The sequence below is a fragment of the Rothia sp. CCM 9419 genome, from assembly GCF_048512815.1.
In the GTDB taxonomy this organism is placed as follows: Bacteria; Actinomycetota; Actinomycetes; order Actinomycetales; family Micrococcaceae; genus Rothia.
In genome coordinates, this window is record NZ_JBLXXY010000006.1 from 68,290 (window position 1) to 88,626 (window position 20,337).

Annotated in this window: 18 protein-coding genes; 15 read left to right on the top strand and 3 right to left on the bottom strand. The window is 49.1% G+C overall.

From position 1 onward, the window contains the following. The first annotated feature begins 146 nt into the window (after positions 1-146). Positions 147-1,961 (top strand): proline--tRNA ligase, encoded by a 1,815-nt coding sequence (locus ACN08W_RS06320; protein WP_419103275.1) that lies wholly within the window; start codon positions 147-149, stop codon positions 1,959-1,961. 92 nt (positions 1,962-2,053) lie between these two features. Here ACN08W_RS06320 and ACN08W_RS06325 read toward each other — a convergent pair whose 3' ends face one another. Further along, on the bottom strand, positions 2,054-2,905 hold the full coding sequence (locus ACN08W_RS06325; protein WP_419109061.1) for a hypothetical protein: 852 nt from the start codon (positions 2,903-2,905) through the stop codon (positions 2,054-2,056). A 182-nt stretch (positions 2,906-3,087) separates the two neighbouring features. Here ACN08W_RS06325 and rimP point away from each other — a divergent pair, with 182 nt between their 5' ends. From rimP to ACN08W_RS06370, 9 genes are all read left to right on the top strand, one after another. Then, a complete protein-coding gene (rimP, locus tag ACN08W_RS06330; RefSeq protein WP_419103273.1) occupies positions 3,088-3,678 on the top strand; it encodes a ribosome maturation factor RimP in 591 nt (196 codons plus the stop codon). Positions 3,679-3,816: 138 nt separating this feature from the next. Next, the gene (gene nusA / locus ACN08W_RS06335) at positions 3,817-4,812 is read left to right on the top strand and encodes a transcription termination factor NusA (protein ID WP_419103272.1); all 996 of its coding nucleotides are present in this window, start codon (positions 3,817-3,819) and stop codon (positions 4,810-4,812) included. A 173-nt stretch (positions 4,813-4,985) separates the two neighbouring features. Further along, positions 4,986-5,291: a YlxR family protein gene (locus ACN08W_RS06340; RefSeq protein ID WP_419103271.1), complete on the top strand. Its 306-nt coding sequence runs from the start codon at positions 4,986-4,988 to the stop codon at positions 5,289-5,291. A gap of 199 nt (positions 5,292-5,490) precedes the next feature. Further along, a complete protein-coding gene (infB, locus tag ACN08W_RS06345) occupies positions 5,491-8,409 on the top strand; it encodes a translation initiation factor IF-2 (protein WP_419109062.1) in 2,919 nt (972 codons plus the stop codon). 187 nt (positions 8,410-8,596) lie between these two features. Continuing rightward, a complete protein-coding gene (rbfA, locus tag ACN08W_RS06350) occupies positions 8,597-9,040 on the top strand; it encodes a 30S ribosome-binding factor RbfA (protein WP_419102167.1) in 444 nt (147 codons plus the stop codon). A gap of 3 nt (positions 9,041-9,043) precedes the next feature. Further along, complete coding sequence (gene truB / locus ACN08W_RS06355) at positions 9,044-10,120, top strand: tRNA pseudouridine(55) synthase TruB (RefSeq protein WP_419109063.1); 1,077 nt, start codon at positions 9,044-9,046, stop codon at positions 10,118-10,120. Beyond that, positions 10,117-10,491 (top strand): hypothetical protein, encoded by a 375-nt coding sequence (locus ACN08W_RS06360; RefSeq protein WP_419103268.1) that lies wholly within the window; start codon positions 10,117-10,119, stop codon positions 10,489-10,491. Before truB ends, ACN08W_RS06360 begins: the two co-directional genes overlap by 4 nt. A 109-nt stretch (positions 10,492-10,600) precedes the next feature. Then, positions 10,601-11,011: a hypothetical protein gene (locus ACN08W_RS06365; RefSeq protein WP_419103267.1), complete on the top strand. Its 411-nt coding sequence runs from the start codon at positions 10,601-10,603 to the stop codon at positions 11,009-11,011. Between the two features lie 129 nt (positions 11,012-11,140). After that, the gene (locus ACN08W_RS06370) at positions 11,141-12,109 is read left to right on the top strand and encodes a bifunctional riboflavin kinase/FAD synthetase (protein WP_419109064.1); all 969 of its coding nucleotides are present in this window, start codon (positions 11,141-11,143) and stop codon (positions 12,107-12,109) included. 70 nt (positions 12,110-12,179) lie between these two features. Here ACN08W_RS06370 and ACN08W_RS06375 read toward each other — a convergent pair whose 3' ends face one another. Together ACN08W_RS06375 and ACN08W_RS06380 are read right to left on the bottom strand one after the other, a co-directional pair. Next, positions 12,180-13,007 carry an aldo/keto reductase gene (locus ACN08W_RS06375; RefSeq protein WP_419103265.1) on the bottom strand — a complete coding sequence of 276 codons (828 nt, stop codon included), beginning with the start codon at positions 13,005-13,007 and terminating at the stop codon, positions 12,180-12,182. Between the two features lie 19 nt (positions 13,008-13,026). Continuing rightward, positions 13,027-13,776 carry a 5'-methylthioadenosine/adenosylhomocysteine nucleosidase gene (locus tag ACN08W_RS06380; protein ID WP_419109065.1) on the bottom strand — a complete coding sequence of 250 codons (750 nt, stop codon included), beginning with the start codon at positions 13,774-13,776 and terminating at the stop codon, positions 13,027-13,029. A 133-nt stretch (positions 13,777-13,909) separates the two neighbouring features. Here ACN08W_RS06380 and ACN08W_RS06385 point away from each other — a divergent pair, with 133 nt between their 5' ends. From ACN08W_RS06385 to ACN08W_RS06405, 5 genes are all read left to right on the top strand, one after another. Beyond that, a complete protein-coding gene (locus ACN08W_RS06385; RefSeq protein ID WP_419107254.1) occupies positions 13,910-14,275 on the top strand; it encodes a hypothetical protein in 366 nt (121 codons plus the stop codon). A gap of 153 nt (positions 14,276-14,428) precedes the next feature. After that, entirely contained in the window at positions 14,429-15,796 is a 1,368-nt protein-coding gene (locus ACN08W_RS06390; protein WP_419109066.1) for an amino acid permease, read from the top strand. A gap of 185 nt (positions 15,797-15,981) precedes the next feature. Further along, positions 15,982-16,251 (top strand): 30S ribosomal protein S15, encoded by a 270-nt coding sequence (gene rpsO / locus ACN08W_RS06395; RefSeq protein WP_419102176.1) that lies wholly within the window; start codon positions 15,982-15,984, stop codon positions 16,249-16,251. Between the two features lie 289 nt (positions 16,252-16,540). Beyond that, positions 16,541-18,784 (top strand): polyribonucleotide nucleotidyltransferase, encoded by a 2,244-nt coding sequence (locus tag ACN08W_RS06400; protein WP_419103261.1) that lies wholly within the window; start codon positions 16,541-16,543, stop codon positions 18,782-18,784. A 205-nt stretch (positions 18,785-18,989) separates the two neighbouring features. Next, a complete protein-coding gene (locus ACN08W_RS06405; RefSeq protein WP_419107255.1) occupies positions 18,990-20,321 on the top strand; it encodes a M16 family metallopeptidase in 1,332 nt (443 codons plus the stop codon). Positions 20,322-20,337 lie beyond the last annotated feature (16 nt).

Sequence of the window (20,337 nt, forward strand, 5' to 3'; positions counted from 1 at the left end):
TCGTTTCTTATCCCGCAACATCGTCGGTGCCTTGCCCCGTTAAGGAACATCATCAACAGAGCATCTACGCTAAAATAAGTACAAATATTCCTCAACAAGTGTCATAAACACTCATGAGCACCCCACAATAAGAATGGATGATTTTGGTGGCTATTCGCCTTTCACAACTCTTTTTGCGCACCCTGCGCGATGACCCCTCCGATGCAGAAGTTATCAGCCATAAACTCCTAGTTCGTGCCGGATACATTCGCCGTGCCGCACCAGGTATTTACACATGGCTACCACTAGGGCTCTCGGTGCTCAACAAAGTACAGAACATCGTCCGCGAAGAAATGAACGCTATCGGCGCCCAAGAAGTACATTTTCCAGCACTGCTCCCACGCGAACCCTACGAAGCCACGAACCGTTGGGATGAATACGGAGATAACCTCTTCCGACTCAAAGACCGCAAAGGCGCAGATATGCTCCTTGCCCCCACCCACGAGGAAATGTTCACACTCCTCGTCAAAGACCTCTACACCTCGTACAAAGACCTCCCCGTCTACCTCTACCAAATCCAAACAAAATACCGTGACGAAGCACGCCCACGTGCTGGACTTTTGCGTGGCCGCGAATTCGTCATGAAAGACTCCTATTCTTTCAACCTTGACGACAGCGGACTCGAAGAAGCCTATAACGCACACCGTGGCGCCTATCAGCGTATCTTTGAACGACTCGGACTAGAAATCGTCATTGTCCAAGCACAATCTGGTGCTATGGGTGGATCTCGCTCCGAAGAATTCTTGCACCCAACACCCATCGGTGAAGATACCTTCGTACGTTCTGCTGGCGGGTATGCTGCAAACGTTGAAGCTGTCACTACTTACCCGCTAGAAACTGTAGATGCGAGTAACACACCGGCAGCAAGCGTCCGCCAAACACCTCAAGCGACCACCATTGAATCTCTAGTGCAGGTATCAAACGAGCTTTACCCTCGTGAGAACCGCCCATGGGAAGCAAAAGACACCCTCAAAACCCTGATTGTTGCGGTTATTTTGCCTGATGGAGAGCGTCGTCTGGCTGCTATCGGCATCCCCGGAGACCGTAACGTAGATCTTTCTCGTGTAGAGGTGAACATTGGTACGCTACTAGGTGTTGGCGGTGAAGTTGAGGTAGAACCAGCAAACGAGAACGACCTCAAAGACTTCCCGCAACTGGTCAAGGGATATATTGGCCCAGGTGTATCACGAGAGCAACAACTCTTAGGTGAAGAATCTGCTACAGGTATTCCTTTCTATGTTGACCCACGTATCGTAGAAGGAAGTGCTTGGATTGCTGGCGCTAACCAAGCTGAACACCACGTATATGACGCTGTTGTAGGCCGTGACTTCGTTGCAGATGCCGTCATCGAAGCATGCGAAGTACGCGAAGGCGATATGGCGCCCGATGGCTCTGGCGAACTATACACCGCACGAGGCATCGAAATGGGACATATCTTCCAGCTAGGCCGTAAATACGCTGAAGCACTTGAGCTCAAAGTCCTTGACCACGACGGAAAACTACAAACCGTTACGATGGGCTCCTACGGCGTCGGCGTCACTCGTGCACTAGCTGCTATCGCAGAAAAAAATAATGATGAGAAGGGCCTTATCTGGCCTCGAAACATCGCACCAGCAGACGTACACGTTGTGGCAACTGGAAAAGGTGAAGAAATCCTTGCTGGCGCTCAGAAACTTGTTGATGAGCTTGAAGCTGCAGGAATCGAAGTCATCTTTGACGACCGCCCGAAGGTATCACCCGGCGTTAAATTTAAAGACTCTGAACTGCTCGGTGTACCGACCATCATTGTTGTTGGACGCGGATACGCAGACGGAAAAATCGAAATTCGTGACCGCCGAACCGGCTCCTCTCGTGAAGTAAACCTTGATGAAGCCGTTGCACAAGTACAACACGAAATAACGGCCGAAGACCTCTGTGCATAAGCATAAAACGCACTAGAATAAGGGTGTTCGTACGGTATAACAACCGCACGAACACCCTTATCTATGCCATCACCTAAAAAATAGCAGAAGAACTAATCTTCTAAGAAAATACGAGTTGATAGAAGAAAAACTGGAACATCACTAGGTACAGTGCTATCAGCAACAACTGCCAAAGCATTCTTCTGCACCGCATCAGAATGCTCTTCTAAAAAGGTGTACCCTTGTGCAACATCAACCGGATACGTAACCTGTTGTGCCGGTAACTGATACTGACAAGACACCGCCTGAACAAGACGCTGCTCTAAGACCTTCGCCTGCTGCTGTAAACGCTCAATACCTGATATTTCTTGGGCAGAAAACTCTTCAACATCAGTTCTTGCCCCAATGACCTCACTAGCATAACGATACGCATAGCTTGTCTGAAGAAGACGCGTAATACTCTCAGGGGCAGGAGTACGCTCTGAAAGAGGACGGCAAGCAACTGTCTTTGGAGCTTTCAGCGCAGAAAGCTTAATCTGATGTTCTTGAGCAAAATCTTGTAACTGCTGAACAAACTCTAACGGTTCAGAACGAACAAAATTTTGAGCTTCGGATTGTTGATCTGCATTGATAAAAACCTCGTGATATAGCTTTTGTACAGAAGAATCAAAGATCTTCTCCCACGAGGGAGAATCATCCTTGGGGTGATCCTTGCTCGCTAGAATATTTGCCGAATGAGGTAACGAATCTAGTTGTTGTTGAACCAAAGATTTTAGCTCATCAGATACGGGAGTTTGCTGTGAAGCTAAAGAATCTTGTACCTCAATGAGAGCGGTAGATATGCGAGTGTACGGTGCCAAAGACTCTGCCTGATGACGCTCCTCAACCTGAGACCACACCCCGAGCGCTAAAACTATGGCAAGGGAACTGCCTGTTAACGCGCTCGCTAAAGTAGAAGATTTCATCGTGGTATCAACCTTTTCCTGTCATAACTGGTGTTGAGAGTGTACGACCTGCCCAATCTACCTTCTCTTTTTGCGTTAGCTCTCACACACCACCGTATTAGGGGTGTTCTCATAGAAAAAGTAGCGCCATAGACGGTAGGCTTAACCGCTAGTTCGATTTAATCTGAAAAAGAAAGTAGCTGATGGTACAACCTTCTCAAAAGAATACTATGAATGCTAGAGAGCGTCGCGCAGCTGAACGTGCTTTAGCTCGAGTATCTACACCCGAACAACACGGCGCATTTCTCAATGTCGAGGATGTCAAAGAGACAATCGAATCAGTCGTTGCACAATTTGACTGCGTACTTGAAAGTCTTAAAGCTCAAGGTTCTGGTGCTCACCGCACTCTAGAAGTTGTCGTTGACTACACTGAAGACCGCACCGATATGCTCTCCTTAGACACCCTAGCTGAAATTTCTGGAGCTCTTTCGAGTGCACTCGACGAAGCAGAAGACGGAAACGTCCCATACTCTCTAGAAGTTTCCTCTCCTGGTGCAACACGTGCACTCACCGAACTCCGACACTGGAAACGTGCTCGAGGCCGTCTCCTCGAAATAACTCTTGACTCCGGCGAACAATTTTTAGCTCGACTCGACGACATCGAAGAAGACGGAGCCGTGATCCGCCGTAAAAAACAGACGAAAAAAGGTCAAAAAGAATCGTACAAAGAGAGCGAAAAACTCCTATGGGAGGCAATTTCTGCCGCAAAAGTAGAAATTGAATTCAATCACTAGTGGGAAAATTCGCTAGAATCACTAAGTAGAGAAAACGTTAAACACGAAGGTTCATGCGGTATCTTCCGCCTGAATGTAAGAGAAGGCGGAGCCGGGGTACACGCGTGCCCCGGTCTGTTGTAGAAGGAAAGGCCTGCCATGGATATTGATTTGAGCATCCTGCGAAAGCTCGAAAAAGAAGGGGATATCGTCCTCGACGAGGTTATTCCCATGATCGAGAACGCACTACTTCTGGCGTATCACAAACAGCCTGGAGCCATTCGCGAATCACGAGCAGAAATTGACCTCACCACAGGAACCGTCACTATCTGGGCACCAGAATTAGACGAAAACGACGAAAAAATTGGGGAATTTGACGATACCCCCAATAACTTCGGACGTATCGCTTCCTCTACCGCTCGACAGATTATTCAGCAACGCCTCCGCGACGCTCAAGACTCTCAAGTTCTCGGTGTATTCCGTGACCGCGAAGGAGAGATTGTTTCTGGCATCGTTCAACAAGGCCCTAACCCTCGCATGGTACACGTCGATTTAGGAACTATCGAAGCAGTTCTTCCGACCTCCGAACAAGTCCCCGGTGAACGCTACCCGCACGGTTTACGCTTCCGCTCATATATTCTTGAAGCCCGACGTGGACCTAAAGGCCCCTCTATCGTACTTTCTCGAACACACCCCAACTTTGTGCGCGGACTTTTTGAACACGAAGTACCAGAAATTCAAGAAGGCCTCGTCGAAATCATGGAAGTTGCCCGCGAAGCCGGACACCGCACAAAAATTGCTGTTCGCGCCACCAAACCTGGTATCAACCCCAAAGGTTCTTGCATCGGAGAAATGGGCGCTCGCGTACGTGCTGTGATGTCCGAACTGAACGATGAAAAAATCGACATTGTTGATTATTCTGAAGACCCCACAGAATTTATTTCTGCGGCCCTTTCACCGGCAAGAGTTAAACATGTAACGGTGATTGACCCTAAAACCTTCTCCGCGCGTGCGGTAGTGCCAGATGATCAGCTTTCTTTGGCTATTGGTAAAGAAGGTCAGAATGCTCGTCTTGCTGCGAAACTTACTGGTTGGCGTATCGATATTCTTTCAGAATCCCGTTATAACCAAGCCATCGGAGAAGACGAAGAATAACACGCAGAATGCGAGTTAACTAACAAAGTTTCAGTTCTATCGACGAAGAACGATAGACTGATAGTGGTGTTACTAAAAATATGCGCCATCGGCGCAACCGTTTTCGTGAGTTATTAACACTAGAAAACGGTATGGAATATCCGAATATAGCAAGAAGGGATGAGCTCATACTCGTGAAACCCCAACGAACCTGTATCGGATGCCGTGAAGTAACAGCACAAGAAGAATTGGTCCGAGTCGCTTTAGACAATATCATCGTGGGGCAACCGCCTCGCGTGGTATGGGATATGCGACGACGACTACCCGGACGTGGAGCATGGTTACACCATAACCATGAATGTTTGAATAAAGCCCAGAAAAAAGGGGCTTTCAATCGAGCGTTCCGCACACGGGTCAATGCCGTAGAACTCGTTGTCGAAACATCAACGTCAGCGATGCTCTCCTCGGCTCGTCATCAGGCGAGTCGGGTGGCGAACTAATGTAAGTCAACTAGTTTGACGACTTCTTATTCGAAAGCGAGTCAGAAAACTGATGGAAACCCTATGAGTGCCGCACGATGAGTACTATTACGTGCTCTGACACTGGCAAAACGATGGGTGGTTACAACCGTAATACACCCGTTTATCTCAAGTACTGAAGGTTCGCGCCGTCCTCGGCGTGAGCCAGGACAGGAGAAAAGTGGCTAAACCCCGCGTACACGAGATCGCGAAAGATCTCGGTATCACCTCTAAAGAAGCCGTCGCAAAGCTTCAAGAACTCGGCGAATTCGTCAAAAGTGCGTCTTCGACCGTTGAACCTCCCGTAGAGAAAAAACTACGTGCAGCGTTCCCCAAGAAAGAAAACTCTGCAGAAAAAGCTGAAAAAGCTCCGCAGAAGAGTTCTTCCCCTAAAACAACAGGTGCAGCGAAGCCTGCGCCTAAACCTTCTACCAGCTCAGCTGTTAAACCTGGACCTAAACCTCCAGCTAAAGCACCAGTTGCGGAAGCTAAAACTTCTCAGCCTTCACCTGTTGCTAAGCCTGCAGCGCAGCCAGAGAAACCCGCTCAGCCTAAGAGCTCTGCAAAGCCCTCTGGTCCTCGCCCCGGCAACAACCCCTTCTCTACGCAACAGGGAATGGCTCAGCAGGCACCCACACCGGCTAATACCCCTAAACCAGGTGCTGTCTCTGCTAAGCCTGGGCCTAAACCTGGCCCTCGCCCCGGCAACAACCCCTTCTCTACACAACAGGGAATGGGCAAGAGCTCTGAACGCGGTGGACGCCCCGAACGTGGCGGTAATGCTTCTGCTCGTGGCGGACGCAACCAGCGTGGTGGCAACAACGCTCCTCGCCCCGGTGGCGCAAACGCTGGAGCACGCCCCGGTGGTGGACGTAATCCACGTCCTGCCGGAAATGGTGCTCCTCGCCCCGCAGGTAATAATGCTCCTCGCTCCGGTGGTGCAAATGCTCCTCGCCCAGCGGGTAATAACGCTCCTCGTCCTGCAGCTAACGCAGGTAGCGGAGCAAACCGTCCATCACCTAATATGATGCCGACGAAGATGACCCCTGGTGCTAGCCCTCGTGGTGGCGGCGCTGGTGGCAACTCTCGCCGTGGCGGCAATTCCGGTGGCGGATTCAACCGCGGACCAGGACGTGGTGGCCCCGGTGGCGGACGTGGAAATGCGCAGGGTGCTTTCGGCCGCGGAGGTGCCGGCTCTAAACGCAAGAGCAAGAAGCGTGCACGCATCAATCGTGACCTTGAAGAGATTCTACTACCGCACTTGGCAGGTGTTCAGATTCCTCGCGGTGACGGAAACACTCTCGTTCGTCTTCGCCGTGGTGCATCTATTACCGACTTTGCTGAGAAAATCAATGCAAATCCTGCATCGTTGATTACCGTGCTATTCCGTCTTGGCGAAATGGCAACGCAAACTCAGTCATTGGATGAAGAAACCTTTGAACTGCTCGGCGCAGAACTCGGTTACGTTGTTAAAATCGTTTCCCCTGAAGACGAAGAACGCGAACTCTTTGAATCCTTCGACATCAACCTTGAAGCAGAAACTGCTGCAGAAGATGACGATGTCCTAGAGGTTCGTCCTCCAGTGGTAACTGTTATGGGTCACGTCGACCACGGTAAAACCCGTTTGCTTGACGCTATCCGTAATACGAACGTGATTGAGGGAGAAGCCGGCGGTATTACCCAGCACATCGGCGCGTACCAGATTCACACGACTGTTGAAGGCGAAAAGCGAGCTATCACCTTTATTGATACTCCCGGTCACGAAGCGTTCACCGCAATGCGTGCCCGTGGTGCTAAAGTCACTGACATCGCAATTTTGGTGGTTGCAGCAGACGACGGCGTAATGCCTCAGACTATTGAAGCTATCCGTCACGCACAGGCCGCTAAGGTTCCTATGATTGTGGCTGTCAACAAGATTGATAAAGAGGGCGCTTCACCTGATAAGGTTCGTGGACAGCTCACTGAATACGACCTCATCCCTGAAGAATACGGTGGAGACACCATGTTTGTGGATGTCTCAGCACGCGATAACCTCAACATTGATGCGCTCTTGGAAGCTGTCTGCCTCACTGCAGACAACACCATGGTCCTTAAAGCGAACCCCCATAAAGAAGCTCGTGGCGTTGCTATTGAAGCAAACCTCGACAAGGGACGCGGCGCTGTGTCCACTGTGCTGGTACAGTCCGGTACCTTGCATATTGGTGATGCGATTGTTGCCGGTGTGGCTTATGGTCGTGTTCGTGCAATGTTCGATGAGAACGGTCAAGCCCTTACAGAAGCTGGGCCTTCACGTCCAGTTCAGGTACTTGGTCTTTCTACCGTTCCTCGTGCAGGCGATACGTTCATCTCCACCGAAGAAGAACGTACTGCACGTCAAATTGCTGAAAAGCGTGAAGCTGCAGACCGTAACGCACAGCTTGCGAGCCGTCGTAAACGCGTCACCTTGGAATCCTTCGATGACGCAGTTGCTGAAGGCAAGATGGACACCTTGAACCTCATCATTAAGGGTGACGTCTCAGGTGCTGTTGAAGCTCTTGAAGAGTCCTTGATGAAGATTGAAGCTGGCGGAGATGAAGTTCAGCTCCGTATTATTCACCGTGGTGTTGGTGCTATCACTCAAAATGACGTGAACCTTGCAACCGTTGATAACGCTGTGATTATTGGCTTCAACGTTCGTCCGGCAGAACGCGTGGCAGAACTGGCAGAACGCGAAGGCGTAGAAATGAAGTTCTACTCCGTGATTTACCGTGCAATCGAAGAAATTGAGCTTGCTGTCAAGGGCATGCTCAAACCTGAATACGAAGAAGTGGAGCTTGGTTCTGCTGAGATTCGCGAAGTATTCCGTTCTTCCAAGTGGGGTAACATCGCTGGTTCTATTGTCAAAGATGGAATTATCAAGCGTAACGCTAAGGCTCGTCTGGTTCGTGATGGCTCCGTTGTTGCAGATAACCTCAACATCGAGTCATTGCGACGATTCAAAGATGACGCTACTGAAGTTCGTGAAGGCTACGAGTGTGGTATCGGACTTGGATCCTTCAACGATATTCACGAAGGCGACATCATTGAGACGTGGGAACTCCGAGAAAAGCCACGCGTCTAAAAAACATATGATGCTAGGGTGAACACTACGTTAGATAGATGTGGCGGTTCACTCCGCTAATCTATCAAGGGTGAGAGCGCAGGTGAATCTGTGCTCTCACCCTTGATAGTTTTTGAGTGCGTTGACCTTTAACCGGTAGACTGACATAAGAACCGGTATATTAAAACTATTTTTCAAGGAGAGACTGATGGCTGATGCAGCTCGCGCCGCACGCTTGGCAGATCGTATCAAAGTGATTGTGGCTCAGGCACTAGAACGTCGCATTAAAGACCCTCGTCTAGGGTTCGTGACAGTAACAGATGCTCGCGTTACCAACGATTTGCAACATGCAACCGTGTACTACACCGTATACGGCACCCCCGAAGAACAAGAATCAACAAAAGCGGCTTTAGAATCAGCTCGTGGTATCTTGCGTTCTGAGGTAGGAAAAAATATTACTGCTCGTCTGACTCCGACATTAACTTTTGTTCCTGACGAGGTGCCGGTCAATGCTTCTCATATTGAGGAGTTGTTGCGTCAGGCACGCAGCCGTGATGAGGCTCTGGCACAAGAATCTGCTCAAGCTCAGTACGCAGGTGAAGCTGACCCTTATAAAAAACCTGCTGAAGATACCGAAGACGAAGAAGCATAACCGGTGGCACGCCGAGCACCTAACGGACCTTCGGGAATTGTTGTTATTGATAAACCTGCAGGTCTAACGAGTCATGATGTCGTTGGGAAAGTGCGCCGTTTAGCGCAGACCCGACGGGTTGGACATGCCGGAACTTTAGACCCTATGGCAACGGGCGTTCTCATCGTAGGCGTTAATAAAGCAACTAAGCTGTTGACGTGGATTACGGGGGAGTCGAAGAGCTATACGGCAACCATTCGTCTGGGTGGTACGACTCATAGCGACGATTTTGATGGTCAGCTTCGTTGGTTATGTTCTTCTGAACATCTCAAGACCATACGTGATGAAGATATTGTTCAGCAGACACAGAAACTGACCGGAGACATTATTCAAGTACCTTCATCAGTTTCTGCTATTAAGGTCGATGGTGTGCGTTCTTATGCACGTGCCCACCAAGGTGAAGACGTTGAGCTTGCTGGGCGTGCCGTGCATGTGGCGGCGTTTGAGGTACTTGATATATCTCATCAGATGGTACATATCGGACAGATGTCCCGTGAACTATCTGATGATGTCGTATCAGAATATGCTGACGATACAATCGTTCCTGTCATTGATGTACGTGTTGACGTGTCTGTTTCTTCTGGTACGTACGTACGTGCTTTGGCTCGTGATTTAGGGAAGAGTCTTGGTACCGGAGGGTATTTGACAGAATTACGTCGTACCCGCATTGGCAGTGTGAACTTAGAACAATCGGTGCCTTTAGAAGAACTGGCTGCCCAAGAAGAGACTGACGGGAAGATACAGCTGATTTCTTTGGAAGATTCTGTTCGAGCTATTTTCCCTTCTCGTACCCTCTTAGCAGAAGAAGCGACAGACATTTCTTTTGGTCGAGCCATTAAAGCTCGCTCTGAGGACGTCGCTTTATACGTGGCCCCTCAAGAGCCGAATGAGCACCCCCGTACTGAAGGTGTAGAAGCCGTTTTTGCTCCTGACGGTACCTTGGTGGCGTTGGTAAAAAACCAGAAGAAGCGTGGAAAGGTCTTGAGCTTTCCATTATTGGTGTGGGAATCAGGAAAAATATTTGAGGATCCAGAATCATGATGTTTGCTGGTTTAGACCTATGGTTTTGGGGGACTGCACTTTTAGGTGGGGTATCTTCTCTCATCTGTTGTTGGCAGTTTTTGCGAGGCCGTGTTCCCGATGACTGGTCTCAAGGTTCTGTTCTTATCCTTGAGCTATGGCTGGTGATATATCTCATCGGTTCAGTGATCATGCAACTAACTACTGACGGTCCTCGCGGAGACTGGTTAGAATACTATGGTTATCTCATCACCGCGATGCTCATTCCTGCCGGAACTTTTTTCTGGTCACTGTCAGAACGCACCCGTTGGTCTACTTTAGTGTTGGCGTTAGCTGGCGCGGTTCTGATTGTGATGGTGCACCGGATGAATATGCTCTGGTACTACTATTAGGCCGAAGCGTTTCTGCTCTATAGTGCAGGGCGGATGGGGTGCCACACTACCATGCACCTGATAATGGTGCTCGGGTTCTTTCCGAAAGATAAGAAGAGAAAAAGAGAATATGTCTAATCTCCCCGCAACAAAGTCTCGTGGCTTTGGCAGACTACTCATCGTGATTTATTGGGTGTTTTCTTTGTCTGCAACTGCCCGAGCTGGATACCAGCTGATTCGTAAGTTTGACCAAGCTCCGGTGTCTATTACACTTTCTGCTATTTCTGCGGTGGTGTATATTGTGGCAACTATTTTTCTTGCTCGAAAAGATGCAACCTCGTGGAAGCTCGCTGTTGGGGCAGTCAGCTTTGAACTAGTAGGTGTTGTGTCGGTGAGTATCCTTTCGTATGCGCGCCCTGACTTATTTCCTCTAGCGAGCGTGTGGTCTCACTTCGGTCAAGGGTATGGGTATATACCGTTGGTATTGCCTATCGTTGGTCTTTGGTGGTTGATGCGTACTCGGAAGCTTTCTACACCTTAATGGTGCATGCTATACCAGCTCGTAAGCTCTGAAACTTTTCTGTGAGTGTGTCCTGAACCGTGATGTGTTCTTGTGGTACGGGGTTCATTGCGTAGGATAGAGATAAGAGAACCAAACTCAAGGAGAACTGTGGACGTCTACCGTCATCTCAACGATATACCTGAACAAGGTGCACCTTCTGTGGTGACTTTAGGGAACTTTGACGGTGTGCATACCGGTCATGTTGCTGTACTCAAAACTGTTGTTGAGTATGCGCAAAAACATGCGTTGCGGTCGGTTGCTATTTCTTTTGACCCTCACCCAGCGCGGGTTCATCGTCCAGAGGTTTCTTTGGAAGAGATTATGGGTCAAGAAGATCGCCAAATTTTCTTAGAAGAGGTGGGTATTGACCATTATCTTCTCATGGAATACACTCACGATTTTTCTCTTCAAAGTCCTGAAGATTTCGTAGAGTCTACTTTCATACAATCTCTTAACGCTAAATATGTGGTGATTGGTGAAGACGTACGTTTTGGGCGGAATAATAGTGGCGATTTAGCTACGATGCGCCAGCTTGGGCAACGTTATGGGTTTGACGTTGTGACCATTTCCGACCTTAAAACAGGTGATGGGCAGCGAGTGTCCTCGACCCGTATTCGTGAATTATTAGCGCAAGGTAAGGTACGTCAGGCTGCCGAGCTTCTAGGGCGTCCTCACCGTATGCGTGGAGAGATTGTTCATGGTGCAGCTCGTGGACGTTTATTAGGTTTTCCCACGGCAAATATGTCTGCTGAGGCTGAAGGCTTCATACCAGCTGATGGCGTTTATGCAGGATGGCTGATAGATGAACAGGGAACTCGTCACCCTGTGGCAACATCGGTTGGGACGAATCCAACGTTTGAAGGTATTACACGCCGACAAGTTGAGGCTCATGTGTTAGGTCGTCCTGATGAGCCTATTGAAAACTTTAATCTTTATGGCCAACATGTTGTTTTAGAGTTTACGGAGCATCTTCGGGACATGGTTGCTTATACCGGTGTTGACGCTTTGGTTGAACAGATTGCTCAAGACGTCGTTGATGCTGAACGTGTTCTCTTATCGAAAGACGTATCAGCTTAGAATAGTCGTGAATATACACGTGGGGGTGAACCGTTACAGGTTCACCCCCACGTGTATGGTCAAGGATTTTTTACATTTCTTCGTGCTCTCGTGGATCGTACCCTTTGCACGGGGCGACTTTATCGTATTCGGTAATACGTTTCATCTGTTCAGGGTTGAGTTCCCACGTGAAGACGTCGATATTCTCTTCCATGCGTTGTGGGTTAGCACTCTTAGGGATAGGTACCATCTGTTGTTGTACTGCCCAGCGAAGTGCAACCTGTGCTGGGGTGACCCCAAGCTGTTGTGCAATGTCAGCAAATACTGCGTCATTTTTGAGGGTTTTCATACGGCCTAGGGGCGACCAGCATTGGGTAATAATTGCATTTTGTGCGTTGTACTCGGAGAGCTCTTTTTGACGGTAGAAGGGGCTTAGCTCAATTTGGTTGACGGCGGGGGTGACACCGCTGTCTGCCACGATACGTTCAATATGTTCGGGGAGGAAATTTGAGACTCCGATAGAACGAATTTTTCCTTCTTCTTGCATACGTACTAACGCTTTCCACGTGGGTACGTAGAGGTTTTGAGAAGGGTTAGGCCAGTGAATGAGGCACAGGTCAAGATACTCAACTTTGAGACGTTCTAAAGATGAGTGAACCGAATTAATCGTGGCGTCAAAGCCGTGGTCACGCCCTGGTATTTTGGTGGTGACGAAAAGTTCTTCTCGATCAACTCCGCATCGTTGAATAGCTTGCCCTACACCGTGTTCGTTGCGATAGTTTTGTGCGGTGTCAATGAGTCTGTAGCCTCGTCGGATAGCTTCTGCAACGGCAACTTCTGCTTGCACATCGTCCATACCGTAGGTGCCTAAGCCGATGGGCGGAATAGTATTTCCGTCACGCATAATGTGGTCTTGCATCTTAACCTTCCCCTGACAATTATTTCTTTATTTTTTCTATCATACGGAGTATGTATTGCGCTGAACGTGGAGCGACGATGTCCATGGAAAGATGAAAATCTTGGTCTGCAGCTGGTCCGCAAAGATCTGAGACGCATCGGACTGCGATAAATGGTACGCGATAGCTATAGCATACTTGGGCGATTGCGGTGCTTTCCATATCGGTAGATAGGGCAGCGGGGAAGACCGCTCGCGTGTCTTTGACGTTATGTGCAGTGACGAAAGAACCGCCAGCTAACATTAATCCAATTTTGACCGAGTGAGTGCTTTCTGCTTCTACAGTGCGTGCATTCTCTAGGAGTTCGGTATTGCTGTCGTAGTATGTTGGCATGCTGGGTACTTGTCCGCGTTCGTACCCGAATGCGGTGGCGTCTGCATCGGTGTAGGTGTATTGTGTGCCGATGATGACATCCCCAACGTTAACGTTTTGGTGGAGTCCTCCGGCTGTTCCACCGCATAGGACTGCGCTGGGATGTTTAATCTGTGAGAGGGCGAAACTGGTCGCGCTGGCGGCATTAACTAACCCGATTTTTGAGCGCACAAGCAAGATGGGGTGTGCTGTTTCTTGGTGCATATAGTAGCGGGGGAAGAACTCTGCTTCTCCGATGGTGTAGCTAGATGCCGCTTCGACGGTGCTATCGAGTAGCGGTGCAGCTTCTTCGTCCATAGCGACTTGGACGATGACAGCGTGCGAGAATGCTTCTGGTAGGTCAGGTGTTGTATGTTCCATATGTCTTATTCTCTCTCACCTCTATGTTTTTAGCTACTGGGGTGGGTATCTCTCATCTTGTTTGGGCGGGGTGCGAGAGATTATTCGGGTTTTACTCTGGTGTTTCTCAGGAGTGAACCATAGACTACAGAAGATGACTTTTGGCAGGTCGATACAAGAAAAATGTATTGACTGTGATTCCTTTGAGGAGAATAAGATGAGCGTGATGGTTCCTACGATTGCTAGCGTTACTGGTTTGATGGGCGGTTATAAGATTGCTCGTGTGACGGGTGTTCGTGCTCTTGGTGGTGTTGTGCTTGCTGCCGGTGGTGCTGTTGCGTATTCGGGGTGGAAGAAGAATGCGGGAACCTCTACTGCTCTTGCTTTAACGGGTGTGTATCTTGGTAGTTTTGGTTATTCTCATGTTCTTGCTCATAAGATTGGGGCGTGGCCTTCGGTGTGTGCTGTAACAGGTGCGACGGCTGCTGCCTCTGTGGTGTTTGGTCGTCAGGGGCGTTAACGTCTTGTATGGGGTTTTGTGACGGTAGTTGTCGTAGTTTTTTGAGTTTTAGTGTTTCTTATATCTCATATATGAGAATAACTATGCATTATTTTGTGTATTTATGTAACAATGAGGGGTCAGATTGATTCCCTAATTATTCAGGAATAGCTCATGAATGCTACCGCCTCCCCATCAACACCGGATACTTCCTCAGCGCTGAGGCGAGGACTATCTCTTCGCCACATCCTTTTTATCGCCCTCGGTTCAGCCATCGGAACCGGACTCTTCTACGGTTCTGCCTCAGCCATTTCTCTTGCTGGGCCCTCCGTCCTTTTGGCATATATGATCGGCGGCGCAGCTGTTTTTATGGTCATGCGCGCGATGGGGCAGATGGCTCTAGCACATCCTGTCTCAGGTGCATTCTCTGAATACGCCACTCGATACCTTGGCCCTTGGGCAGGCTTCACCACCGGATGGACCTACGCATTTGAAATGGCACTTGTCGCTATCGCAGACGTGACAGCTTTTGCCGTTTACATGCAGTTTTGGTTTCCATCTTCTCCTGCATGGGTATGGATTGGCGTAGTTCTATTGCTCATCATGGCCATTAACCTTGTCCAGATTAAAGCTTTCGGAGAAAGTGAGTTCTGGTTTACCACCATCAAAGTCGGCGCAATTATTGCGATGATTGCCGGTGGTATTGTGCTAATGCTCGTCGGCACCCAATCCGTTGCCGGAAACACCGCCTCCATTACAAATCTTTGGAGTCACGGGGGATTCTTCCCTCACGGCATTGCCGGTTTTGTCGCTTGCTTCACCGTCGTGATGTTCGCCTTCGGTGGTATTGAAACAATTGGTATTGCTGCTGGAGAAGCAGAAAATCCTCAAGTTTCTATTCCGAAAGCCGTCAATACCACGCCTGTGCGTATTCTTCTTTTCTACGTTTTAGCGCTAACTGTCATTATGTCTTTGATTCCTTGGAGCCAGATTCAAGGGCAGAGTTCACCTTTCGTACAAATTTTTAGCGCATTAGGTATTCCAGCAGCAGCTCATATTCTTAACTTTGTTGTGCTCACAGCGGCTGTTTCTGCTATCAACGCTGATGTTTATGGTGCTGGTCGTATGCTGTATGGTCTTGCCCAACAAAAAATGGCACCTCAGACGTTTACTCGTACCGCGAAAAATGGGGTTCCCTACATGACTGTTGTATGCACAGGTTTAGTCCTTATCGTGGGTGTTTTCGTTAACGTCTTCTTTGAAAATGCGTTCTTAGTGGTTGCTTCTCTTGCAACTTTTGCAACGGTCATGGTGTGGGTCATGATTCTCCTATCTCATATCGCTTTTGCGCGAAAGAGCCAGCATAACGTTTCTTCGCGTGGCTCTTATGTGGCATTGGCATTCATGGCCTTTATTGTGCTGCAATTTGCGTTCTTTGCAGATACCCGTTTAGCACTGGTTGTTGGTTCTATTTGGTGTGTATTCCTTGGCGTATTTTATGTAACTTTTGTCAAAAAGAATCAAGGAAGTTCGCTCCTGTAGTTCTCCTAGCGTTTTCTTTCAGGTAGAGTAAGAGAGATATGAGACTGCAGTCCGTGGTTGTCTCATAGTGTTCTTATTGCTTCTCGGCTCTTAGCGTTGCTAAATCTGAGGCGTAATATAACGAATCCCCGACAACAAAAATGTTGTTCGGGCCGTACACGGCACTAACTCTAGGAGTTATAACAGTGGCGCTAGATCCCGCAGTTAAACAGGAAATTATCAAGGAATACGCAACTCACGAAGGTGACACCGGTTCGCCCGAGGTGCAGATTGCAGTTTTGACTCGTCGTATCACCGACTTGACCGAACACTTGAAATTCCACAAACACGATCACCACTCTCGTCGTGGCTTGATGATCCTCGTTGGTCGTCGCCGCAACATGCTTGGCTACCTCAAGAGTGTTGACATCGAACGTTACCGTGCTCTTATCGAGCGTCTCGGTATCCGCCGATAAACAATAAACTTTGGGAGGGCGAAACCGGTGTAACATACTCTAACGGCTACGGCGATAAGAGTATGAAACGTCGGTGACGCCCTCTTTCGGCTTTAGAGAGTTTCCTAAACCTCTCAAAAGCCGTCACCTACTAAAAACAAAAAATAAGAACCGATACTCACTCAGAGGATTGACCGGTCCTCGGTTGCGGTTTGCGGAGCACCACATCAACTCGTGCGTGTGCCGAAAACTTCCATCGAAGATCGATCTTGTCTGAGAGAGATACCGGCAGAGAAGAAATGGAGGAACCTTGGAAGGTCCCGAAATTAAATTTGCAGAAGCTATTATCGACAACGGAAAATTCGGTACTCGTACCGTCCGTTTTGAAACTGGACGTCTCGCAAAACAAGCAGCAGGTTCAGCTCTCGTCACCATCGACGAAGACACCACCTTGCTTTCCGCTACCGCTATTAGCAAATCCCCGCGCGAAGGCTTTGACTTCTTCCCGCTGACCGTAGACGTCGAAGAACGCATGTACGCAGCAGGAAAGATTCCTGGCTCATTCTTCCGCCGTGAAGGACGGCCCACCACCGAAGCAATCCTTGCAGCACGCCTCATCGACCGCCCACTTCGTCCAGCCTTCACCAAAGGTATCCGCAACGAAGTTCAAGTAGTCGTTACCGTTCTGACCATTGACCCTGACGAAATCTACAACACCGTAGCAATCAACGCAGCATCATGCTCCACCACTCTATCGGGCGCTCCATTTAGTGGTCCTATCGGTGGTGTGCGTATCGCCCTCATCGACGGACAATGGGTGTGCTTCCCGAAACATTCACAGCTGGAAAACGCCGTTTTCGATATGGCTGTTGCTGGTCGTATCGTCACCAAAGCTGATGGAACAGAAGATGTTGCCATCATGATGGTTGAAGCAGAAGCAACCGACAATTCTTGGACACTCATTAAAGATAACGGTCAGCAAGCACCCACTGAAGAGGTTGTTGCACAAGGCCTCGAAGCAGCAAAACCTTTCATCAAAGCGCTATGCGAAGCTCAGCTAGCCCTTAAGAATGAAGCAGGTAAAGAGCCTCTTGATCTACCAACTTTCGGTTCACACGACGAAGACGTAGACAACGCTGTCAAGAACTTTGCAGCAGACAAGCTCGTTGAAGTGTACTCTATCGCTGGTAAACAAGAACGCGAACAGGCTGCTACAGAACTACAAACTGCGCTACTTGAAGCACTTACCGCTGAAGGACAAGAGTTCGAAGGCCGTGAAGACGAAGTAGAAGCAGCTTTTGCCGCTTTGACAAAACACACGGTGCGTCAGCGTATTCTTACCGAACAGGTACGTATTGATGGACGTGGTCTCACCGATATCCGCCAGCTGACCGCCGAAGTTGAAGTTCTTCCTCGCGTACACGGCTCAGCAATCTTCGAACGCGGAGAAACCCAGATTATGGGTGTCACCACGTTGAACATGCTCAAGATGGAACAGCAGCTTGACTCTCTACACCCTGTCAAAGCAAAACGCTACATCCATCACTACAACTTCCCTCCATACTCCACCGGCGAAACCGGCCGTGTGGGCTCACCGAAACGACGCGAAATCGGACACGGTGCTCTAGCAGAACGTGCGCTTACACCAGTGCTGCCTTCTCGTGAAGAGTTCCCTTACGCAATCCGTCAGGTTTCTGAAGCTCTTGGCTCCAACGGCTCCACATCTATGGGTTCTGTATGTGCTTCAACCCTTTCTCTACTCAACGCTGGCGTACCGCTACGTGCACCTGTTGCAGGTATTGCTATGGGACTTGTCTCCGATGAGGTTGACGGAGAAACCCGCTACGCAGCATTGACCGACATCCTTGGCGCAGAAGATGCTCTAGGCGATATGGACTTCAAAGTTGCCGGAACCAGCGAGTTCGTCACCGCAATTCAGCTCGATACCAAACTCGACGGCATCCCCGCATCTGTTCTTGCCGCAGCGCTAACTCAAGCTCGTGAAGCACGCCTTCATATCCTCGAAGTTCTCAACGCAGCTATCGACGCCCCCGACGAGATGAGCGACTACGCTCCTCGCGTGATTTCGGTACAAGTTCCTGTCTCAAAGATTGGTGAAGTCATTGGTCCTAAGGGCAAGATGATTAACCAGATTCAAGAAGATACCGGAACCGATATCTCCATCGAAGATGACGGAACCGTCTACATCGGCGCAGTGGACGGGCCTTCAGCAGAAGCTGCTCGTGCGGCAGTGAATGCTATCGCGAACCCACAGGTTCCCGAAGTCGGCGAACGCTACCTCGGAACCGTCGTCAAGACCACAACTTTTGGGGCGTTTATCTCTTTGACCCCCGGTAAAGACGGTCTGTTGCACATTTCTGAACTTCGTAAGCTCAACGACGGCAAACGAGTCAACGATGTTGAAGACGTTGTCTCAGTGGGACAGAAGATTCAGGTTGAAATCGCCAAAATCGATGATCGTGGCAAGCTATCTCTTGCTCCTGTCGTCGCCGGCGAAGAAAACACCGACGAAGAAGAAAACGACAACGAATAATCTCGTAGGTCGTCTCTGAAAAGACGCTACATCTGTAGCGTATTGTTTCAGTAGCCTGCATAAGTGTCTTGTGTACTTGTGCAGGCTACTCTTTTATAAGTTTTTAACCTTTCTAGAACAACGCCCAAAAACATACCCCCCCATCTAACGGTAAAAGCTGAGCGGGCTGAATAACACACTTAAAACACACACATTTAGGGGAATAATGGCTATATTGCTTCCAACTTCATGGAACGAACTTCGTGATGAACTAGACTACGAAAACGGAAAAATCATCGAACAAGGAGAAGGCGGCCACGAAGTCCGTCGTTCTGTTCTACCTGGTGGTATTCGAGTCATCACCGAAAAAATGCCAGCATTACAAAGTGTCTCTTTAGGTTTTTGGGTAGGTGTCGGCTCACGAGATGAACAAGCTGGAATGTACGGTTCCACCCACTTCCTCGAACACCTCCTCTTCAAAGGAACCGCTCAACGAACAGCTCTAGATATCGCCGAAGCCTTTGACAGCGTCGGCGGAGACTCCAACGCCTTCACCGCAAAAGAACAGACCTGCTACTATGCTCGAGTTCTGACAAAAGATATGCCCCTCGCCATAGACGTCATGGCAGATATGCTGGCGCACTCTTTACTGGATGAAGAACTTTTAGAAAAAGAACGCCAAGTGATTCTTGAAGAACTTGCTATGGGACAAGACGACCCTGTAGACGTAGCATTCGAAAGTTTCACAGAACAACTCCTTGGCACACACCCATTAGGGCGACCCGTGGGCGGTACGGTAACCGAAATTGAAGATGTACCTCGCCAATCTGTGTGGGAACACTACCGCCACTACTACACCCCTGAACAGCTAGTTATTACCGCCGCTGGTGGGTTAGAACACCGCGAGGTCGTCCAACAGGTTCTCGAAGCATTCTCTCGGTACGGCTGGGAACTACCCGAGAACACTGCTCCTATTGAACGACGCGCTCAAGGAATCAGCCACATCGCTGATGGAATAAACCACAAAATTATTGATAAAGGTTGCGAACAAACACACATCTTATTGGGCGTTCACGGCATTATCTCTCAAGACGATAGACGCTATGCACTGAACGTTTTAAACTCAGCTTTTGGGGGAGGGATGTCCTCACGTCTTTTCCAAGAAGTTCGTGAAAAACGTGGACTAGCATATTCGACCTCTGCCTTCTCGAACTCATACTCTGATGCCGGAATTTTTGGTATGTACGCAGGATGTTTACCCGATAAAGCTGAACAGGTACAAGAAATCCTCCGAACAGAATTCGATAAGCTAGCTCAAGACGGCCTACACCCAGAAGAGCTGAAAAAAGTAATTGGGCAGATGCAAGGCTCTATGTTGCTTGGTTATGAAAGTCCTGAATCACGTATGACTCGTTTAGGGGTTATCGAATTAGGTTCAGGTATCTATCGAACGTTAGAAGAAAGCAGCCAGAAATTATGTGAGGTCACTTTAGAGCAGGTACAAGAGCTAGCACAATTTCTCGCCCAACAAGAGATGACAACAACAATCGTCCGATAGAACACCTCAAATCAGT

Bases quoted from the DNA above. Each gene is read 5' to 3' on its own strand.
- ACN08W_RS06325 (WP_419109061.1), bottom strand. From the start codon at position 2,905: ATGAAATCTTCTACTTTAGCGAGCGCGTTAACAGGCAGTTCCCTTGCC.
- rimP (WP_419103273.1), top strand. From the start codon at position 3,088: ATGGTACAACCTTCTCAAAAGAATACTATGAATGCTAGAGAGCGTCGC.
- nusA (WP_419103272.1), top strand. From the start codon at position 3,817: ATGGATATTGATTTGAGCATCCTGCGAAAGCTCGAAAAAGAAGGGGAT.
- rbfA (WP_419102167.1), top strand. From the start codon at position 8,597: ATGGCTGATGCAGCTCGCGCCGCACGCTTGGCAGATCGTATCAAAGTG.
- ACN08W_RS06360 (WP_419103268.1), top strand. From the start codon at position 10,117: ATGATGTTTGCTGGTTTAGACCTATGGTTTTGGGGGACTGCACTTTTA.
- ACN08W_RS06365 (WP_419103267.1), top strand. From the start codon at position 10,601: ATGTCTAATCTCCCCGCAACAAAGTCTCGTGGCTTTGGCAGACTACTC.
- ACN08W_RS06375 (WP_419103265.1), bottom strand. From the start codon at position 13,007: ATGCAAGACCACATTATGCGTGACGGAAATACTATTCCGCCCATCGGC.
- ACN08W_RS06380 (WP_419109065.1), bottom strand. From the start codon at position 13,776: ATGGAACATACAACACCTGACCTACCAGAAGCATTCTCGCACGCTGTC.
- ACN08W_RS06385 (WP_419107254.1), top strand. From the start codon at position 13,910: ATGACTTTTGGCAGGTCGATACAAGAAAAATGTATTGACTGTGATTCC.
- ACN08W_RS06390 (WP_419109066.1), top strand. From the start codon at position 14,429: ATGAATGCTACCGCCTCCCCATCAACACCGGATACTTCCTCAGCGCTG.
- ACN08W_RS06405 (WP_419107255.1), top strand. From the start codon at position 18,990: ATGGCTATATTGCTTCCAACTTCATGGAACGAACTTCGTGATGAACTA.